At 60.2% G+C, this 18,623-nt stretch carries 17 protein-coding genes; 15 read left to right on the top strand and 2 right to left on the bottom strand.

Going from position 1 to position 18,623, the window contains the following annotated elements:
• The first annotated feature begins 2 nt into the window (after positions 1-2).
• The 3 genes from ABG996_RS03680 (at position 3) to ABG996_RS03670 (ending at position 2,603) form a co-directional block, all read left to right on the top strand.
• On the top strand, positions 3-866 hold the full coding sequence (locus ABG996_RS03680) for a phosphatase PAP2 family protein (RefSeq protein WP_347478026.1): 864 nt from the start codon (positions 3-5) through the stop codon (positions 864-866).
• 45 nt (positions 867-911) lie between these two features.
• Positions 912-1,937 (top strand): threonine aldolase family protein, encoded by a 1,026-nt coding sequence (locus ABG996_RS03675; RefSeq protein WP_347478027.1) that lies wholly within the window; start codon positions 912-914, stop codon positions 1,935-1,937.
• Positions 1,938-2,012: 75 nt separating this feature from the next.
• Positions 2,013-2,603 carry a GNAT family N-acetyltransferase gene (locus tag ABG996_RS03670; RefSeq protein WP_347478028.1) on the top strand — a complete coding sequence of 197 codons (591 nt, stop codon included), beginning with the start codon at positions 2,013-2,015 and terminating at the stop codon, positions 2,601-2,603.
• Positions 2,604-2,624: 21 nt separating this feature from the next.
• On the opposite strand, the gene ABG996_RS03665 is transcribed toward ABG996_RS03670, so the two are convergent.
• The gene (locus ABG996_RS03665) at positions 2,625-3,347 is read right to left on the bottom strand and encodes a GntR family transcriptional regulator (protein WP_347478029.1); all 723 of its coding nucleotides are present in this window, start codon (positions 3,345-3,347) and stop codon (positions 2,625-2,627) included.
• A 205-nt stretch (positions 3,348-3,552) separates the two neighbouring features.
• Here ABG996_RS03665 and ABG996_RS03660 point away from each other — a divergent pair, with 205 nt between their 5' ends.
• From ABG996_RS03660 to ABG996_RS03605, 12 genes are all read left to right on the top strand, one after another.
• Positions 3,553-4,545, top strand: coding sequence for an SIS domain-containing protein (locus tag ABG996_RS03660; protein WP_118226093.1), 993 nt, complete (start codon positions 3,553-3,555; stop codon positions 4,543-4,545).
• 374 nt (positions 4,546-4,919) lie between these two features.
• On the top strand, positions 4,920-6,002 hold the full coding sequence (locus ABG996_RS03655; RefSeq protein ID WP_347478031.1) for a DMT family transporter: 1,083 nt from the start codon (positions 4,920-4,922) through the stop codon (positions 6,000-6,002).
• 183 nt (positions 6,003-6,185) lie between these two features.
• Positions 6,186-7,109: a PTS sugar transporter subunit IIAB gene (locus ABG996_RS03650; RefSeq protein ID WP_347478032.1), complete on the top strand. Its 924-nt coding sequence runs from the start codon at positions 6,186-6,188 to the stop codon at positions 7,107-7,109.
• A 36-nt stretch (positions 7,110-7,145) separates the two neighbouring features.
• Positions 7,146-7,940 carry a PTS mannose/fructose/sorbose/N-acetylgalactosamine transporter subunit IIC gene (locus ABG996_RS03645; protein ID WP_006235136.1) on the top strand — a complete coding sequence of 265 codons (795 nt, stop codon included), beginning with the start codon at positions 7,146-7,148 and terminating at the stop codon, positions 7,938-7,940.
• 13 nt (positions 7,941-7,953) lie between these two features.
• Positions 7,954-8,787, top strand: coding sequence for a PTS system mannose/fructose/sorbose family transporter subunit IID (locus ABG996_RS03640; RefSeq protein ID WP_035136780.1), 834 nt, complete (start codon positions 7,954-7,956; stop codon positions 8,785-8,787).
• A gap of 199 nt (positions 8,788-8,986) precedes the next feature.
• Entirely contained in the window at positions 8,987-9,970 is a 984-nt protein-coding gene (locus ABG996_RS03635; RefSeq protein WP_347478033.1) for an SIS domain-containing protein, read from the top strand.
• A 160-nt stretch (positions 9,971-10,130) separates the two neighbouring features.
• A complete protein-coding gene (locus ABG996_RS03630) occupies positions 10,131-10,760 on the top strand; it encodes an HAD family hydrolase (protein WP_347478034.1) in 630 nt (209 codons plus the stop codon).
• 355 nt (positions 10,761-11,115) lie between these two features.
• Positions 11,116-12,123 (top strand): YitT family protein, encoded by a 1,008-nt coding sequence (locus tag ABG996_RS03625; protein ID WP_347478035.1) that lies wholly within the window; start codon positions 11,116-11,118, stop codon positions 12,121-12,123.
• Positions 12,124-12,342: 219 nt separating this feature from the next.
• On the top strand, positions 12,343-13,062 hold the full coding sequence (locus tag ABG996_RS03620; protein WP_347478036.1) for a GntR family transcriptional regulator: 720 nt from the start codon (positions 12,343-12,345) through the stop codon (positions 13,060-13,062).
• A gap of 340 nt (positions 13,063-13,402) precedes the next feature.
• Positions 13,403-15,385: a RecQ family ATP-dependent DNA helicase gene (locus ABG996_RS03615; RefSeq protein WP_347478037.1), complete on the top strand. Its 1,983-nt coding sequence runs from the start codon at positions 13,403-13,405 to the stop codon at positions 15,383-15,385.
• A 2-nt stretch (positions 15,386-15,387) separates the two neighbouring features.
• Entirely contained in the window at positions 15,388-16,143 is a 756-nt protein-coding gene (locus ABG996_RS03610; protein ID WP_347478038.1) for a GntR family transcriptional regulator, read from the top strand.
• A gap of 144 nt (positions 16,144-16,287) precedes the next feature.
• Positions 16,288-17,256: an SIS domain-containing protein gene (locus tag ABG996_RS03605; protein ID WP_347478039.1), complete on the top strand. Its 969-nt coding sequence runs from the start codon at positions 16,288-16,290 to the stop codon at positions 17,254-17,256.
• Between the two features lie 379 nt (positions 17,257-17,635).
• Here ABG996_RS03605 and ABG996_RS03600 read toward each other — a convergent pair whose 3' ends face one another.
• Complete coding sequence (locus tag ABG996_RS03600) at positions 17,636-18,613, bottom strand: L-lactate dehydrogenase (protein WP_347478040.1); 978 nt, start codon at positions 18,611-18,613, stop codon at positions 17,636-17,638.
• Positions 18,614-18,623: the final 10 nt, after the last annotated feature.

The following is an 18,623-nucleotide window of genomic DNA, read 5'->3' as shown; positions in this document are numbered from 1 at the left end:
GCATGTTCGGATACATCTATAAAAAAGATGTCGCCATGATCGCGGTTGTCCTGTGTCTTTGTCTGGGCGTGGGCAGCTTCTTCGATTATCAGATCTCGAGTGCGCTGTTCAACATCGGTAGCATGTACGGTCGCCTTATCGAGGCCGCCGGCGAGCTGCCGTTCGAGCTGACGGCAAGCGTCGCGGGCGTCATGCTCGTGCGCGCGGTGCGTCCCGATTCCAGAGGGAGCAAATGGCTCGCCGTGCTCGGCATCCTCGTCAACGTTGGCCTGGCCGGCTACGAGATCGTCTCGTCCCTGAAAGTCGGCGGCAAACTCATCGCTGTTCAGTTGGTGCTGACGTTTGTGCTGGTCATCGCCGCCAACCTTATCGTCTATCGCCTCACGCGCACGACCGCGCCCGACGAACTCACACGCTGGGCGTTGATGGTGCTTGCCGTGTGGGTCGCTCAGGCCATTATCCTCAACGTGATCGTCAAGCCGCTGTGGTCGCGCCCGCGCATGCGCGTGATCGAGGTCACGCCGGGGCTCAATTTTCAGCCGTGGTGGGTGATCGGCAATCCCGACAAGTGGACCTATATCGCCGCCGGCGTGATCAAGGACGGGTTCAAGTCGTTTGCGAGCGGACACACGGCGCATGCGGCGATCGGCCTTATGCTCGCCGGGCTTCCTGCAGCCGCCTTTAAGGAAAAGCCGTCGCGCCGCCGCGTGGTCTTTTGGACGGCGGCTGTGGTTGCGGCGCTCGTCGCGCTTGGCCGCATCGTGATCGGTGCGCACTTTTTGAGCGACGTGAGCTGCGGCTTTGCCCTGGTACTGGCACTTGAGTGCCTTGCCGCGCGCATTGCCTATCCCAACGGCGTACAATAGCTCCGTTTGAATCATCTGGCCGATACCCGGTAAGAGAGGATTGCCATGCTCGCGTTTAACAACGACTATTCCCACGGCGCACATCCGGCAGTGCTGCAGGCGCTCGTCGATACCAACATGGAGCCGCAGCCCGGCTACGGTACCGATGTACACACCGAGCGTGCCAAGCAGCTTATCCGCGAGGCCTGCCAGGCCCCCGATGCCGACGTGTTTTTTCTGGTGGGCGGCACGCAGGCCAACGCGACGGTGATCGACATGCTGCTCGCGCCGTACGAGGGCGTCGTTGCTGCTGAGACTGGCCACGTTGCCTGCCACGAGGCGGGCGCCATCGAGTTTGGCGGTCACAAGGTGCTCACCATCCCCGGCTACGAGGGCAAGATGCACGCCGAGGACCTCGAGAGCTATATCCAGGTGTTCTACGAAAACGAGAGCTACGAGCACACGGTGTTCCCGGGTGCCGTGTACGTGAGCCTATCGACCGAGTACGGCACGCTGTACTCCAAGGCCGAGCTCGCGGCGATTCACGCAGTGTGCCAGAAGCGCCAGATTCCGCTGTTTGTGGACGGTGCTCGCCTGGCCTATGCGCTGGCGGCCGATGAGTGCGACATTACCCTGCCCGAGCTGGCACAGCTGTGTGACGTGTTCTACATCGGCGGCACCAAGTGCGGCGCTCTGTGCGGCGAGGCCGTGGTGTTTTGCGGCATGCATGCTCCGGCGCATCCCATTCCGCGCATTAAGCAGCACGGTGCGTTACTGGCCAAGGGCCGCCTCACGGGCGTGCAGTTTGAGGCGCTCTTTACCGACGGCCTGTATTTTGAGATTGGGCGCCAGGCGATTGAGACCGCTCAGACGCTGCGTCGCGTGCTGCACGAGCGCGGCTACCGGTTCTTCTTGGAGACGCCGACCAACCAGCAGTTCGTGATTCTGCCCAACGAGGATATGGCCCGCATTCGCGAGCATGCGGCGATCGAGTACTGGGAAAAGTACGACGATACCCACACGGTGGTGCGTTTTTGCACCAGCTGGGCCACGACGCAGGAGGACATCGACGCACTGGCGGCTGTCCTGTAAGTTGACATGATGACGGGGCCGCCTTGCGCTGGGTTTGGCGCAAGGCGGCCTTTGTTTTTGAGGAGGAAGGGTTGTATGACCGAGATGTCCGAGCCGACGATTCGCCTGGCGACGCCCGAAGACGCACCGGCGTTGCTTGCCATCTATGAGCCGTATGTGCGCCAGACGGCGATTACCTGCGAATACGAGGTGCCGAGCGTTGAGGAGTTCGCCGGGCGCATCGAGCGTACGCTCAAGCGCTATCCGTATCTGGTGATGGAGCTGGACGGGCGTCCGGTAGGTTATGCCTATGTGAGTCCGCTCAACAGCCGCGAGGCATACGACTGGTCGGTCGAGACGTCGATCTACCTGGCGCGCGACGTGCGTCACGGCGGGCTGGGCCGCAAGCTGCACGATGCGCTCAAGCAATGCCTGATCGCGATGGGCATCACCAACATGTGCGCCCTCATCGCCGTGCCGCACGACAAGGACGACGAGTACCTGACGCACAACAGCCAGGATTTCCATGCCCATATGGGATATCGCCTGGTGGGTGCCTTTGACCGCTGCGCCCAAAAGTTCGGCCGTTGGTACGACATGTGCTGGATGGAGTTGGTCCTGGCCGAGCGCACACCCAACCAACCCAAACCAACCTGGTTCCCCGACCTCCCCAAACCTACCATTTAGGGACAGGTTTATTTTGGCAGGTTAGCCGATGGGCTCGGTGTATTTGGCGCGGTCGGTGCGTTGGATGCGCTTGGAGACGTGGAGCGGGCGACCGTCGGTGTCGTAGACGTAGTCGGTGATTAGGATCAACGCCTGCCCGCGCTCAACGTTGAGCAAAAACGCCTCGTTTTGCGAGGCGTAGCACACCTCAAAGGTCTTATGCCCCTGTGCCGGCGCGCGATGGAACTCCTGTCGCAGCGTGGCGTAGAGTGAACCGTTAATATCGCGATCGATGAGCGTCTCGAAGCTTGGCGGCAGGTAGGTGGTCTCCAGGCACAGCGGCGCGTCGTCCAGGTAGCGCAGGCGGACAAGTTTGACGAGCTTGCTGCCCACGGCGGCGTCAAAGAACTTAGCTATGCTGCCGGCCGCCTTGGCAAAGCCCGAGTCCACGGTGCGCGTGGTGGGCTTCATGCCCTGGCCTTCGACCTGCTTGGTATAGCTCGAAAACACCAGGTTGTTCTCGTGGAGCGCGGGCGTGTCGGCCACAAAGGCGCCACGCCCGCGCTCGGTGCGCACCAGGCCCTCATCAACGAGCACCTTAAGGGCGTGGCGCACGGTGCTGCGTGACAGCCCCGATTCGTCCATGAGCTCCATCTCGGACGGCAGCTTGTCTCCGCGTGCGTAGGTGCCGGCGGCGATGCGGTCGCGCAGCATGCCCGCCAAGCGTTCGTATTGGCTCAGTTTCTTTTTAGATGAAGCGTTCATACGATCAACCTGTATCTAACTTGTATGCTAACCTAATCAAACATGTATTCAATACAACAACAAAACCGCTGGTATCGAGCTATCGAAAACCTTACCAGCAAAATTTCTAAGATAAATATAGCATACAACTAGTCGACATAACCAAAACATGTATGTAACTTGTATGGCATCGAGAGCATCAAACGAGAAGAAAGGCTGATGCACGATGACTACTCAGGAACAGGTTAAGGATGTCGTCTCCCAGGTTTTGGCTGACAAGGCAGACAAGGGCGGCATCAAGCGCGTCGTGTGGATTGGCGCTGGCGGATCCAACGGCGGCAACTATCCTGCCCAGTACTTTATGGAGCACGAGGCCACGCAGGTCGTGAGCTCCAGCTATACCAGCAACGAGTTCGTGCACGCAACCCCGGCCTACGTCAACGAGAACACCCTGGCCGTGGTCGTGTCCATGCGCGGCACCAAGGAGACCATCGTCGCCGCCCAGGTCGCCAAGGACCACGGCGCCAGTACCATCGCCATCTATGTTGACGAGTCCGGCCTTACCGAGGTCTGCGACTACAAGATCCAGTACGATAGCCTGGCCGTCGATGAGTCCTGCATGGGCCGCACAAACTCCGCCGTCGTGACCATGATCGCCATGGAGCTTACGCAGCAGACCGAGGGCTATGCCGAGTACGAGACCGCTATGGCCGCGTTCGACTTGGTCGACCCCATCTATCGCAAGGCCGTCGAGTACACCCGTCCGCTCGCTGCTAAGTGGGCCGAGCAGAACGCCGACAAGCCCTGCATCAACGTCATGGCCCAGGGCCCGCTCTTTGGTGCCGCCTACGTCTTTAGCATCTGCAACGTGCAGGAGATGCTGCAGATCGACTCCTGCACCATCAACACCTGCGACTTCTTCCATGGCCCCTTCGAGATCCTGGACAAGCGCACCTCGCTGTTCCAGCTCATCAGCGTCGGCCGCAGCCGCTGCAACGACGAGCGCGGCATCCGCTTCGTCAACCAGTACGGTGGCGAGCGCGTCTATCAGCTCGACGCCAAGGAGCTCGGCCTCAACGACATCAAGGACAGCGTGAGCGAGTACTTCAACCACCTGATCTTTGCCCCGATCCTCAACAACGTGTACATGCGTGCGCTCTCTGCCGTAACTCACAAGGACTACATGACGCGCCGCTACATGTGGAAGCTTGAGTATTAGTTACGCGGTTTTACCAAACCGCGTAACGGCTCGACGCTGCAAACCCGCCAGAGGGGCAAATCTGCCTTTCAGCTTCAGCGGCATGACCAGAAGGTCAATGCCGCTTCGCTTCAAGGCACCTTGCTCGCTCTGGCGGGTTTTCGCTGACGCTGCCAAAGCATCGGCGTCGCCTTGGTCCAGATGTGGCACTTGGGGGCGTTCCTTTTCTGCCGGCAGTTGGGGACAGTCCTAGTCGTTGGGGACGTCCCCAATGACTACCCAATGAGTGTGTGGGCGAGCAGATTTTTCCGTTCGGCGATTTGTGTCTTGAAAAATGTATATAACGACTATAACGTAGTATGAAACATATTGGAAACAATACCGAGGAGGCTGCGTTGAAGAAAAGCAATCTGGGCTATGTGCTGGTGCTGATCGCCGCGCTTATGTGGGGCACCATCGGAATCTTTGTTAACGGAATATCGGCCCTGGGTGTTTCGTCTCAGAGCATGGCGGCCTTTCGCCTGTTGTCGGGTGCTGTCTTAATGGCTCCGGTCTTGGCATTTATAGGTTGCCAGGGAGGTGCTCGTGAGGGAAAAGCCTCGGGTCCCATGGCACTGTTCAAGGCAAGTCCTAAAGAGCTTGTTCCCTGCGCGCTTCTTGGCATTATCGGCCTCGCCACCGCTAACACGCTTTATTACGAGTGCATGGGCGAGGTGGGCATGTCCACGGCCTCGGTGCTGCTTTACACCTCGCCGGTGTTTGGCGTCGTGCTCGGCCGCGTGCTTTATCGCGAGGACGTGACCCCCAACAAGCTCGTCGCCATCGTCTTTAACATTGTGGGTTGCGTGCTCGCGGTGACGAGCGGCGACCTGTCCGGTTTCCATTTCTCGGCTTGGGGCGTCGTGTCGGGTGTGATCGCCGGACTTTGCGGTGCGCTACTGGCTGTGTTTAGTCGCATGGCCACCAAGACGCTGCATCCTCTGGCGGTGACGTTTTGGGGCTTTGTCTTTGGCGGATGCTTTATGGCAGTGCTTTCGGCTCCGTGGTCCGATGTGGCCGCGGCAATGTCCCCGCAGCTCATTCTGCTGTTCGCGGGCTTTGGCTTTATTCCGACGGCTCTTGCGTACATCTTCTATATGCAGGGCCTTTCGATGGATCTTGAGACGTCAAAGGTGCCGGTCGTGGCTTCGTTTGAAACCGTGGCGACCGTTTTGGTCGGTATTGGCATCTATGCCGAGCCCGCCGGCGCGATCAAGGTCCTGGGCATTGTGCTGGTGCTCATGTCCATCCTGATCATGAACACCGACTTCTCCAAGCTGCGCAACAGTGAGTTTGTCGGTCATGTCGTTGAGAGCATGACCTTTAAGCCCAACGCGTGGTGGACCGAAAAATCTCAGGACATGGATCTGTTCCGCGAACGCACCGGCATCGCGCTGGAACCCACCGTGCAGGAAAGCCCCTGGTACTTCGTGCGATAGAGGATTGCACGCAGGGTCTGACCTGGGGTTATCCAGCCAGCGCTGGCCTACCCGTCCCCAACGTTTCAAGTGCGTTAAACCCGTCAACGGTCGATTTTCACCCGCGAACGGTCTTTATACTAATTAGCAATATAAGCAACGTATAAGACGTTATAATGACCATAACGAAAAGGAGGAGGCAAGATGAATCAGATCATTCTCGCATCTCATGGCGGCCTGGCCGCAGGCGCCAAAGACACGCTCGAGATGGTTCTCGGCGACGTGTCGAACGTCCACGTCGTGTCGCTTGCTCGTGACGACAAGGAGCCCATCACCAATAAGGTGGACGCCATGATCGCCACGTTCAACACGGACGACACCGTCTATGTGCTGACCGATATGCTCGGCAGCTCGGTCAACAACAACATGGTCGAGCTTTCCAAGAACGGCACGAAGTTCACGGTTGTCAGCGGTTTCAACATTCCGCTGGCACTGACGCTCGCTATGAGCCCCGTCCCCGTCAAGGGCGCCGAGCTCGCGGCCCTCATCAACGAGGCCCGCACCGGCCTGACCAACCCCAACGCACCGGTCGAGGCTGCCGCGGCTCCCGCCAAGAAGGCCAAGGCGCCCCGTCACAGCTCCGGTCCCGCCAAGATCGTCCTCGCACGTCTTGACTACCGTCTGCTGCACGGCCAGGTCGTCTTTACCTGGACCACCAAGGTTCAGGCCGAGCGCATCATCGTCGTCGACAACGCTGCCGCCAACGATGACATCAAGAAGGGCGCTCTTAAGCTGGCCAAGCCCCAGGGCGTTCGCCTGAACGTCTTCACCGTCGAGCGTGCCCTCGCCAAGATGGACAAGCTCAACACCCTCGGCGAGCGCGTCATGTTCGTCTTTGGCAACACTGCCGAGATGCTGCAGTTCTGCCAGGGCTACAAGCTCGACGCCATCAACCTGGGCGCCACCGCCAACCACGACGGTGCTGATCAGGTCGGCGGCAAGGACAGCTCCGTCTTCCTCGACGCCACCCAGAAGGCAGACGTCAACCAGCTGCTCGACATGGGCATTAAGCTCTACGTCCAGCAGACCCCTACGTATCAGAGCGTCGACATCGACGCCAAGCTGTAATCAACCAGGCTTTTGCCTGACTGAAAGGAGAAGGGTATGAATACGTTCATCAGTGCGGTGCTCGTCGGCCTCGTCGGCGTGTTCTGCATGTGGGACTCCCGCCTGCTCGGTCGTCTTAACTTCGAGCAGCCCCTCGTTGGCGCTACGCTCGTCGGTCTGCTGCTGGGCGATGTGCCCACCGGCCTTGCCGTCGGTGCCGCCGTCGAGCTCGTGTCCATGGGCCTGGTGCAGGTCGGCGCCGCCGTTCCGCCCGATATGGTCCTGGGCGGCATCGTGGCCGCTGCCTTTGCGTGCCTGACCGATGCTTCCGCCGAGACCGCCATGACGATCGCCATCCCGGTCGCCGTCCTGGGTCAGCTCCTCGGCATCGTGTTCCGTTCCATCATCGCCGCCCTCACCCATGTGGCAGATAGCGCGATCGATAACGGAAAGTTCAAGACCGCCTACCGTATGCACATCTGCGCCGGCTCCGGTCTGTACGCCGTCATGTACTTCCTGCCGATCTTCCTCGCCGTCTTTGTTGGCACCGACCTGGTTCAGGCCATCGTCAACATGGTTCCCGAGTGGCTGTCCACTGGTCTTAACGTTTCGACCAAGATCATGACCGCCTACGGCTTGGCCCTGCTGCTCACCATGATGATCAAGAAGGGTATGACTCCGTTCCTGTTCATCGGTTTCCTGCTCGCCGCTTACCTCAACCTGTCCGTCATCGCGGTCGCTCTGATCGGTGTGTGCCTGGCTGTCGTCTTCATGGGCTTCAAGTTCAACGGTTCCCATGCAGCCGCCGGTGTCGATTCCGACTACGATCCGCTCGAAGACGACGAAGACTAAGGAGGAACACACTATGGCAACCGCAACCAAGGACGTGTCCCTGAACAAGAAGGTCAGCCAGTTCTTCTGGCGCTCCTGGGCCATCCAGGCCTCTTGGAACTACGAGCGTCAGATGAACATGGGCTTCCTCTACGGCATGGTTCCCACGCTCGATCGCCTCTATCCGGATGAGTCCGACCCCAAGCAGCTCGCTGCTAAGAAAGAGGCTTACCACCGTCACATGGCGTTCTACAACTGCACCCCGCAGACGAGCGCTTTCATTCTGGGCCTCTCCGCCTCCATGGAGGAGGAGTACGCCAAGGATCCCGAGAACTTCGATCCCGATTCGATCAACGCGGTCAAGACCTCCCTCATGGGTCCGCTTTCCGGTATCGGTGACTCCTTCTTCCAGGGCACCATCCGCGTTATCGCCTTTGGCCTGGGCGTTCAGCTGGCTCAGCAGGGCTCCATCATGGGCCCGATCCTGGCCATGCTCATCTCCATCGTCCCCTCTGTGCTGATCACTTGGTTCGCAGCCAAGATGGGCTATCAGGGCGGCCACGAGTACCTGAGCAAGCTTCAGGGCGGCGACCTCATGGAGAAGCTCATGTATGTCTGCGGCATCGTGGGTCTTATGTCCGTGGGCGGCATGATCGCTACGCTGATTGGCGCCACCACCCCGCTGCAGTTCGCTGAGGGCACCGTCGTTATCCAGGACATCCTGGACGGCATGATGCCTCAGATGATTTCCCTTGGCCTCACCGGCCTTATGTACTGGCTCATCAAGAAGAACGTCAACACCGGTTGGCTTCTCGTGATCGCCATCGTGGGCGGCATCGCCCTCTCCGCGGCCGGCATCCTGGCCTAGTCGCGACCAAGCGTCTAACCGCTTTCCCCCGGGGGCCTGCCTGGCATCCCATACCCCAGGCAGGCTTCCATCCCTATACGTGACAATGGGACAGTCCCTTTGTCGCATCCTTAACGGGCCGGCGACTCGGTCCAAATCACGGTAACCCTGCGAGCGCCCGGCAATGTGGTGCCGCAAAAAATCGAAAGGAATGTGTCAGATGTACGAGATCGACCTTAACCTCCCTAAGCAGATCGTCGCTGACGTCCTGTCCAACCACGAGATCCACAGCGTCGCTTTCGTCGGCTGCGGTGCCTCCATGTCCGACCTTTACCCCGCCAAGTACTTCCTGGCCAACAACACGGACAAGCTGAACGTTCAGATCTTCACCGCTAACGAGTTCAACTACGACACGCCTTCCTGGGTCAACGAGCACACCTTCGTGATCACCTGCTCTCTCGGTGGCTCCACGCCCGAGACCGTCGAGGCCAACAAGACCGCCAAGAAGCACAACTGCCCGGTCGTCTCCCTCACCAACAAGGCTGGCTCCGCTCTGACCGTCGACGCCGACCACGTTATCGTTCACGGCTTCCACGCCAACTACGCTGCCAAGTGCGAGAAGCCCGGCTATGCCATCGCTCTTGCTCTCGAGATCCTTCAGCAGACCGAGGGCTATGACCACTACGAGGACATGATCACCGGCCTCACCAACGTCTTCGAGCTCTGCGAGAACGCCGCTCAGCACTGCAAGAAGCTCGCCAAGAAGTTCGCCGAGGACTTCAAGGACGACAAGATGATCTACTTCATGGCTTCCGGTGCCTCCGAGAAGATGGCTTATTCTAACGCCGCCTTCCTGTTCACCGAGATGCAGTGGATCGACGCCGCCGCCTACAACACCGGCGAGTACTTCCACGGCCCGTTCGAGGTTTCCACCGAGGGTAAGCCCTACGTCTTCCTCATGTCCGATGGCGCCACCCGTCCGATGGACGCCCGCGCCCTCACCTTCCTTGAGCGCATGGGCGCCAAGGTCGCTCTGATCGACTCCAAGGACTACGGCCTGGCCGACGCCGTGCCCGCGAGCGTCGTCACCTACTTCAACCCGCTGCTGCACCTCGCCGTTATGCGCGAGTACGGCAACCAGATCGCCGAGGCCCGTCAGCACCCGCTGACCATGCGTCGCTACATGTGGAAGCTTTCCTACTAATCACAAGTAAGTAGACCTTACGGGTTGATTGAGAGGGGATGGGGTTTGCGCCCCATCCCCTTTTTTGCTTTGGGGAGGGCGTGTCTGTCGCGTCGCAAAGCCCCAGATAAAACCTACCAAAATAAACCTGTCCCTTTTTGGCAGGTGGGAGGAGATGCGTATGATCAAGGCAGTGCTGTTTGACATGGACGGCGTGCTGGTCGATACCGAGTGGTTCTACAACCGCCGCCGCGTGGCGTTTATGGAGGAGAAGGGGTTCCACTTTGACGAGATCCCCGATCTTTCGGGGTCTAACGAGCCGGCCATTTGGGAGGCGCTGGTGCCCGACGATGTTGAGCTGCGCGAGCGTCTGCGCGTGGAGTACAAGCAGGTCTACAGCCCGGATCACCCCGTTCCGTATGCCGAGCTGCTCAACGAGCAGACGGAGCCGGTGATGCGCGAGCTGCACGAGCGTGGCGTGAAGTGTGCCATCGCGAGCTCGTCCTATCGCGAGCTGATCGACGAGCTGGTGGATATCGCCGGCATCGCCGACGTGCTGGATTACACCATCAGCGGCCACGAGTGCAGCGCGTTTAAGCCCGATCCCGAGATCTACCTGCGCGCCATGGAGGCGCTGGGGGTGGAACCTGCCGAGTGCCTGGTTATCGAGGACTCGCCTTTGGGTATCGAGGCCGGCAAACGCTCCGGCGCCCGCGTCCTGGCGCTGCGTCCGCACGAGGGCGTCAACCTCGATCAATCGCGAGCCGATGCCGTTATCGATAATCTGACCGACATTCTGGCCGCTTTGTAGTGTCAATCCGCCGCGAGAAGCACGGGTTCACGCGTCTTTTGCTGCGGATTGGCTTAATTTGTCATCTATTTTGATCCGTTTGGCTTCGATTCGGACTAAGTGAGTAGACTTTTTGGCGCAGGCCGAGCACAATGCATATCTTCCTTTGTAAAACCGCAGGTCACAGAGTTGGCGGTTTTGGGTGTGCTCGGCAGATCGTAAAAAGTCTACTCACTTGTAATTTGGGCCTTTGGTCGTGGGGGTTGTTGGTCCCGCTTTGGTTGTCGAGGGAGGGTGAATTGAAGCGCCCCCGTACACTCCATGCTACAATCGCGGGCATGCCCCACAACTACATCTGCCTTCGAAAGGAGCCTGCGTGGCGAACGCCATCGATCAGCTCACGGACCGAGTGCTCGTGCTCGGCCGCCTTACCATCGTCCGCCGCGCCATTACTGCCGTGGCGGTCGCCATTTCCGCCGTTCTCCAGACATTCCTGATCCAGGCGTTCATTCGGCCCGCCGACCTGCTTCCGAGCGGTCTTACCGGCGTCGCGGTCCTGCTCGATCGCGTTACCTCGCTGGGCGGCGTTCACATCGACATCTCTCTCGGTATGCTCGCGCTCAACATTCCCGTGGCGCTCCTATGCTGGAGCGGCATTAGCAAGCGCTTCGTCATCTTCTCGATGATGCAGGTCGTGCTCTCGTCGCTGTTCCTCAACGTCTTTCACTTCGCGCCGTTTTTGGGCGACAAGATTATGCTCATCATTTTTGGCGGCGTGGTCTCGGGTCTGGGCGCTGCCATCGCGCTTAAGTCCGGCGCATCCTCCGGCGGCACCGACTTTATCGCGCTGTGGGTTTCCAACCACACGGGCAAGACCATCTGGGGCGTCATCTTTGGTTTTAACTGCTTTATCCTGGCGATCTTTGGTTTTATGTTTGGCTGGGACAAGGCGGCGTATTCCATCGTGTTCCAGTTTATTTCGACTAAGACCATCGACAGCTTCTATCGTCGCTACGACCGCGTGACGCTGCAGATCACGACGCGCAAGGCAGACGAGGTCATGACCGCCTATGTTGACCATTTTCAGCACGGCATTAGCTGCGCCGAGGTCATCGGCGGATACAGCCGCGAAAAGATGTACCTGCTGCATGCCGTTGTCTCGACCTACGAGAGTCAGGACATTATCAAGCTGGTGTGCGACATTGATCCCGGCGCCGTGATCAACGTGTTCCACACGCTCAACTTTGTGGGCGGCTGGTGGGGTGGTCATGTCGACGAGCCCATGCCCACGGCCGTACCCGATCCCGACAAGCCCGCACGTATGGCCAGCAGGCGGGCGCACCTCTGCGAGCAGGACAGCCTGCAGCAGGATGACGGGAAGTAGGGTTTTGGCATTTTGCCGGCCAAGCGTAGTCCATCCGAATGAGCCCCTCGAAAGCCTCGTTGCTTTCGAGGGGCTCTCGTTTGCCCAGATAAAACCTACCAAAATGAAGCTGTCGCTTTTTGGTAGGGAGGGTGTATCGTTTTATCAATATGAGGTAACATGAAACTAGACGTTATATACGTATTAGTTATTTCAATATTTCGATAAGAGTGATTAGATATGCCTGCGCCCAAAAATGCACCGCTTTACCAGCAGATTTACGACGAAATCAAGGATGCGATCGAGAAAGGTGTTTATGCACCCAAGGAGCGTATTCCGTCCGAGCTTGAGCTAGCCGAGCAGTACGACGTGAGCCGCATTACGGTGCGCCGCGCCGTCGAGGAGCTGTGCTCCGATGGCTACCTGGTTAAGCAGCAGGGCCGTGGCACCTTTGTCTCCACGCCGCACATCAATCGCCAGTTTCACGCCTCGACGTTGCAGACGTTTACCGCGCTGTGTGCCGGCAATGGCATGAAGGCCGGTGCGCACGTGATCGATCGCCAGATTGTCCCGGCGCGCCAAAACGAGATGGAGTTCTTTGGCCTGCAGAAGGATGCGCTGCTGCTGCATATCAAGCGCGTGCGTACGGCCGACGGCGAGCCCATCTTTGAGGAGAACATCTTTGTGCCGTTTGATGCCTACCGCGAGCTGTTGACGGCCGATCTTGAGGACAAGTCGATTTTTGCCGAGGTCGAGCGTGTTGGCGGAATCCCGATTGTCTCGGTTGGCTACCGCACGGTCGAGGCCGTTCGTGCCAATACCGAGCAGGCGGCCGAGTTGGGCATTGCTCCGCACGATCCGCTGCTCAACCTGCGTGCCAGCTTTACCGGTCCCAATGGAGAGCCGGTCCTGATGGGTAAGCAGTACTACGTGGGATCGCGCTACGTTATGGTCATGTAAGTTACGCGGTTTTACCAAACCGCGTAACGGCTTGACGCTGCGCCTTTGGTTCCGCCGTTCTAACGAACGGCGGACCGGTCGACGCTGCAAACGCCCCTAAGCGGCAATCTGACGTTCAATCGTCGGTCGCGTACAAAAGTACGCTTCCCTCCTCTTTCACGTCACCTTGCTCGCCTAGGGGCGTTTTCGCTGACTTATGCTCAACCTACGATAATTCCGCGTTTGTCAAGAGATTAGCCGTTGGGGGCGTTCTTAAACGACTAGTCTGGGCGGCGGCCGTGTGCTGCTGTCTGCGTGGCGGCGTATAATCGGCGGCAGATGACTTGAACGTTAGGAAACCATGACCGATAGCATGCAGCAGATGGCGCTCGACACGCTCGGCGCCTATTTTGGCTACACCTCGTTTCGCCCGGGACAGGACCGCATGGTCGATGCGATCCTTGCCGGTCGTGATGCGCTGGGTGTTATGCCCACGGGCGCCGGCAAGTCCATTTGCTACCAGGTGCCCGCGCTCATGCTGCCCGGCATCACCTTTGTGGTGAGTCCGCTGCTGTCGCTTATGGAGGACCAGACCCGTGCGTTGCTCGCGGCGGGTGCGCGACCCAGCTATCTCAACTCCAGCCTTACTCCGGCCCAGCAAAACACTGTGCTCAAGCGGGCGCGCGAGGGCCGCTACCAGCTTATGTACGTGGCGCCCGAGCGCTTGCTCGAGCCGCGTTTTTTGGCCTTTGCGCAGGAGGCCGCGGCGGACGGCGGCATTGGCGTGCCGCTCGTGGCCATTGATGAGGCCCACTGCGTGAGCCAATGGGGTCAGGATTTTCGCCCCGCCTACCTGCAGATTCGCGAGTTCATCGACTCACTGCCGCAGCGCCCCATCGTGGCGGCCTTTACCGCTACGGCAACCGAGCGCGTGCGCGCGGACATTCAGCAGATGCTCGGCCTGCAAAATCCCGCGACGGTGGTGACGGGCTTCGATCGCAAGAACCTCTACTTTGGCTGCGAGGAGATGGGCGACAAAGCCAAGGCAGCGTGGGTGCGCGACTATGTGATCGCGCATTCGGGCGAGAGCGGCATCGTGTATTGCTCGACCCGCAAGACGGTCGATGCGCTGGCAGGCGAGCTTGCCGAGGCGCTGGGCCCCAGCGGCATTCGCGTTGGCCGCTACCATGCCGGCATGGGCAACGACGCCCGCCGCCAAAGCCAGCGCGCCTTTATCGATGACGATATCCAGGTGATGGTTGCCACCAACGCCTTTGGCATGGGCATCGACAAGCCCAACGTGCGCTACGTGATTCACAACAACGTGCCCGAGAGCATCGAGGCCTACTACCAGGAGGCGGGCCGCGCTGGCCGCGATGGCGATCCGGCCAGCTGCTACCTGTTGTGGAACGGCAACGATTTTCGCATGCGCCGCTTTCTGATCGACCGCGGCGATGCTGCCGATGAGGCGCTTGACGACGAGCAGCGCGCGTGGGCGCTCCAGAATCGATATCGTCTGCTCAGCCAGATGGAGGGCTACTGCAATACCACCGGTTGCCTGCGCGAATACATGCTGCGCTACTTTGGCGACGAGGCCGCGGCCGAGCATACTGCCGCGGCTGGTGCGGGCGGCACCGCTATGGACGAGGCCGACGGCTGCGGCAACTGCAGCAATTGCCTCACGCAGTTCGAGGTCGAGGACGTCACCGATATGGCCCGCGCCGCCGTGCGCTATGTGGCCACGCGACCCATGCGCTTTGGCAAGTCGCTCATCGCCGACGTGCTCCACGGCGGCAACACCGAGCGCATTCGCCAGATGCATCTGGACGAGGACCGCGGCTACGGTGAGCTGTCAAGCGAATCGGTCGGGCGCATCAAGGACATCATCGGCCAGCTGTGCGGCCGCGGTTACCTGGCCACCTCGCAGGGGCAGTACCCGGTCGTGGGGCTGGGCCCGCGCGCCGCCGAGGTCGAGGACGAAGCGTTCGCCTTTACCGTTAAGCGTCGCGCGTCCAAGCGCAAGGCCTCGGCTCGCGCCCGCCGTGCGGTGGATCTGCTGCGCGAGGAGGCCGAGCTGGATCAGCGCCCGCGCGTGGGTGACGATGCCGAGCTGTTCGAGCGCCTGCGTGCCCTGCGCAAGGAGATTTCGACCGAGCTGGAGATGGCGCCGTACATGGTCTTCTCCGACAAGGCTCTGCGCGGCCTGTGCCGCCTACGCCCGCAGACGCGCGACGAGCTTATCCAGGTCAACGGCATCGGCGAGAAAAAGGCCGATGCCTTTGGCGAGCAGTTTATGGCGGCGATTGAAGAGTTTGAGTTCGAGCATGCACGGAATGGAGCATAACGATGACATCCGACGATAAAACCGAGCGCACTGAGGTGTCCGCCGTGCCGCTGTACCAGCAGGTTATGGACGACCTAAAGGGCGAGATTGCGCGCGGCGTGTACGCATCCGGCTCGCGCATTCCTTCCGAGATGGAGCTCGCGAAGTCTTACGGCGTGGGGCGCGTCACCGTGCGCCGCGCCGTCGAGGAACTGTCGCGCGCGGGGTATCTCAACCGCCAGCAGGGGAGGGGCACGTTTGTGTGTGCGCCCAAGCTCAAGCGCAAGATTGTCCAGAAGGGCGACGTTCAGAGCTTTTCCGAGGGCTGCGCTGCCAACGACATGGTGGCCGGAGCGCGCCTGGTGTCGCGCACGGTGGTTGCGGCGACGCGCGAGGACGCGGCGTTTTTTGGGGTGGAACCCGGCTGCGAGCTCATCGTTGTCGAGCGCGTGCGTACGGCAGATGGCGTGCCCGTCATGCTCGAGAACAACGCCTTTGTGCTGGCCGATCATCCCTATCTGCAGACGCTTGCCGACAAGGACCTCACGGACAATTCCATCTTTGCGCTCGTTGCCGAGCATTCGGGCCGTGCGCCGCTCAAGTCCGACCCCTGCACCGTGGAGATTGCGCTTGCCGATGCTCAGGCGGCCCCGCTGCTGGAGGTGCCAGTCGGCGAGCCGCTGTTTTATATGGAGGCGTACTTTACGGATGCGGACGGGCGGCCCTTGCTGCTCGGACGCCAAAAGATCGTGGGCTCGCGCTACGTGTTCGACATCTAACGTCCACAGATAGAACAATATAGAACAAGTTTGGTGAAATGACTTCACGGGCGTCGTCGTGCGTGCTATAAATAGGACAACATAGAACGACTGCAGGTACGAGCTGCAGTCGTTCAAAACCGCCACACAAGAAGGGGCATCACCATGAACGCACACGATCTGATTCAGGAAATCATCGAGCGCAAGGGCAAGATCGAGAATGTCTTTTGGATCGCCTGCGGCGGTTCGATGATCGACCTGATGCCGGCCAACGAGCTGCTCAAGCGCGAGGCAACCACGTTTACCTCGACGGTCTACACGGCACGCGAGTTTTGCCTGATGGCTCCCAAGAGTCTTGGCGAGAAGTCACTCGTCATCGCCTGCAGCCACAGCGGCAACACGCAGGAGGTCGTCGACGGTTGCGAGATGGCGCTGGCCGCCGGCGCCGAGGTCGTGGCCATGACCGACTGCGAGGGCTCCAAGATCGATAACGGCAAGTGGACCACCTGGGTCTATCCGTGGGGCGAGGGCGTGCCGCAGGCCGAGGTACCGCAGGGTATCGGCGCTCTGATCGCCGCCGAACTGCTCGACCAGCAGGAGGGTTACGAGGCGCTTGCCGACATGTACGCCGGCCTCAAGCAGATGGATGCGCTGTTGCCCGCCGCCCGCGAGAAGGTCAACGCCGAGCTGGGCGATCGCTTTGCCGAGCTCTGCCAGCAGCACAAGTTCTTCTATATCCTGGGATCCGGCCCCAACTTTAGCCAGACCTACGCCATGGCCATCTGCTCGCTCATGGAGATGCAGTGGCAGCACTGCTGCTACATCCACTCCGGCGAGTACTTCCACGGCCCGTTCGAGGCCACCGAGCCCGGCGTGTTTTACTTTGTACAGCTCGGATCGGGCGAGTGCCGCCCCATGGAGGAGCGCGCGCTGGCGTTCCTCAACACGCACACCGATACGGTCATGGTGCTCGATGCGCTCGAGTACGGCGTGGGCGAGGTGCCCACCAGCGTGCGTTCGTTCCTGGAGCCGATCTTCTTCTATGCGATGAGCTGCGAGCTGCGTGCCGCTCGCGGCAAGGTGTTCGACCACAGCCCCGAGGTTCGTCGCTACATGGGCATCGAGCAGTACTAGGTACCGGGAATTATCTTTTTTGACGGGGTCTGCGCTGCGCGCGGGCCCCGTTTTGCGTTGTGGCGGCCGGATTCGTGTCTGCGCGAAAACGAAGGTGAATACTTTTCCGCGAAGTGAACGACCTGTTTTGAGCCCCTGAAGCATCCACACTTTTTGGCGGCAAAACCGCAGGAAAAACTCGACGAAACCGCAGGAAACAGCGCCTGAAAAATGTCGATGCTTCGGGGGTCCAATTTTGCTCGTTCACTTCGCGGAAAAACATTCACCTTCGATTCGCAAGGGCACTGCGCGAGTCAAAAAAAGCGGGCTACGCCGGGGATTGCCGGCGCGGCCCGCTTAGTATCGCGCTTAGATTCGTAAAGTTGCGGCAGCCAGCGGTCTACTTGCCGACAACGCCTTCGGCGTCCCACCAGTCGAGCTGGGCGATGTTGTCGCGGATGTGCTGGCAGCTCTTGTGGAAGCCCTCGAGCTCGTACTCGGACAGGTCGAGCGTGTAGACCTCCTCGACGCCCTCGGCACCGATCACGCACGGCAGGGATGTGAAGATGCCCTCCTCGCCATACTGGCCGGTCATAAGCGTAGAGGCCGAAAGCACGGCGTGCTCGTTATGCAGCACGGCGGCGCAGACGCGCGCGGCGGAGTTGGCGACGGCGTACTCGGTGCACTGCTTGCCCTGGTAGGTCACATAGCCGCCCTTACGCGCGAGCTCCTCGACTTCCATGTGGTCGAAGGCGTACTTGTCGGGGTTCTCGGCCTGAAGCTCGGTGAGGCTCTTGCCGGCGATGGTTGCGGCCTTAAAGGCGGCCAGTTGGCTAAAGCCGTGCTCGCCGATCATGTAGGCGTCGATGGACTTGGGGCTCACGCCGACCTTCTTGGAAATCTCGGTGCGCAGGCGGGCGGAGTCCAGGCCGCAGCCCGAGCCGATAATCTTCTTGGGATCGTAGCCGGTCAGGTGCCACAGCTCGGTGCACACGACGTCGCAGGGGTTGGAGATGCTCACGAAGATGCCGTCAAAGCCGGCGTCGACGATGCGCTTGGCAAAGGTGCGGGTGGCGTCGGTGGTAAAGAACAGCTCGCCGTCGCGGTTGCCGGCGGCCAGTGCGACCTTGCCGGCGGCGTTGACGATGACGTCGCAGCAGGCCAACTCCTCGTAGTGATCGTAGCAGTTGACGATCTTGGTGTTGTACGGGACAAACGAAAGGGAGTCGCGCAGGTCCTGGACCTCGGACGTCACCTTGGCCTCGTTGATATCGCACAGGTACAGCTCATCGGCAATGCCCTGCATGAGCAGGCTGTTGGCGACATGTGCTCCTACGTGGCCCTGGCCGACCACACCGATCTTACGCGTCTGGTACATATATGTATCC

Source organism: Collinsella aerofaciens, from assembly GCF_039836695.1.
Taxonomy (GTDB): Bacteria; Actinomycetota; Coriobacteriia; order Coriobacteriales; family Coriobacteriaceae; genus Collinsella; species Collinsella aerofaciens_BD.
The sequence above is the reverse complement of the archived record's forward strand: the minus strand, read 5'-3'. Positions and strand labels throughout refer to the sequence as shown.

What these genes read in the sequence shown, in the direction of transcription:
- ABG996_RS03635 (WP_347478033.1), top strand. Translation starts at nt 8,987, where the DNA reads ATGTACGAGATCGACCTTAACCTCCCTAAGCAGATCGTCGCTGACGTC.
- ABG996_RS03645 (WP_006235136.1), top strand. Translation starts at nt 7,146, where the DNA reads ATGAATACGTTCATCAGTGCGGTGCTCGTCGGCCTCGTCGGCGTGTTC.
- ABG996_RS03650 (WP_347478032.1), top strand. Translation starts at nt 6,186, where the DNA reads ATGAATCAGATCATTCTCGCATCTCATGGCGGCCTGGCCGCAGGCGCC.
- ABG996_RS03600 (WP_347478040.1), bottom strand. Translation starts at nt 18,613, where the DNA reads ATGTACCAGACGCGTAAGATCGGTGTGGTCGGCCAGGGCCACGTAGGA.
- ABG996_RS03675 (WP_347478027.1), top strand. Translation starts at nt 912, where the DNA reads ATGCTCGCGTTTAACAACGACTATTCCCACGGCGCACATCCGGCAGTG.
- ABG996_RS03670 (WP_347478028.1), top strand. Translation starts at nt 2,013, where the DNA reads ATGACCGAGATGTCCGAGCCGACGATTCGCCTGGCGACGCCCGAAGAC.
- ABG996_RS03620 (WP_347478036.1), top strand. Translation starts at nt 12,343, where the DNA reads ATGCCTGCGCCCAAAAATGCACCGCTTTACCAGCAGATTTACGACGAA.
- ABG996_RS03615 (WP_347478037.1), top strand. Translation starts at nt 13,403, where the DNA reads ATGACCGATAGCATGCAGCAGATGGCGCTCGACACGCTCGGCGCCTAT.
- ABG996_RS03660 (WP_118226093.1), top strand. Translation starts at nt 3,553, where the DNA reads ATGACTACTCAGGAACAGGTTAAGGATGTCGTCTCCCAGGTTTTGGCT.
- ABG996_RS03665 (WP_347478029.1), bottom strand. Translation starts at nt 3,347, where the DNA reads ATGAACGCTTCATCTAAAAAGAAACTGAGCCAATACGAACGCTTGGCG.
- ABG996_RS03630 (WP_347478034.1), top strand. Translation starts at nt 10,131, where the DNA reads ATGATCAAGGCAGTGCTGTTTGACATGGACGGCGTGCTGGTCGATACC.
- ABG996_RS03610 (WP_347478038.1), top strand. Translation starts at nt 15,388, where the DNA reads ATGACATCCGACGATAAAACCGAGCGCACTGAGGTGTCCGCCGTGCCG.
- ABG996_RS03680 (WP_347478026.1), top strand. Translation starts at nt 3, where the DNA reads ATGTTCGGATACATCTATAAAAAAGATGTCGCCATGATCGCGGTTGTC.
- ABG996_RS03640 (WP_035136780.1), top strand. Translation starts at nt 7,954, where the DNA reads ATGGCAACCGCAACCAAGGACGTGTCCCTGAACAAGAAGGTCAGCCAG.
- ABG996_RS03605 (WP_347478039.1), top strand. Translation starts at nt 16,288, where the DNA reads ATGAACGCACACGATCTGATTCAGGAAATCATCGAGCGCAAGGGCAAG.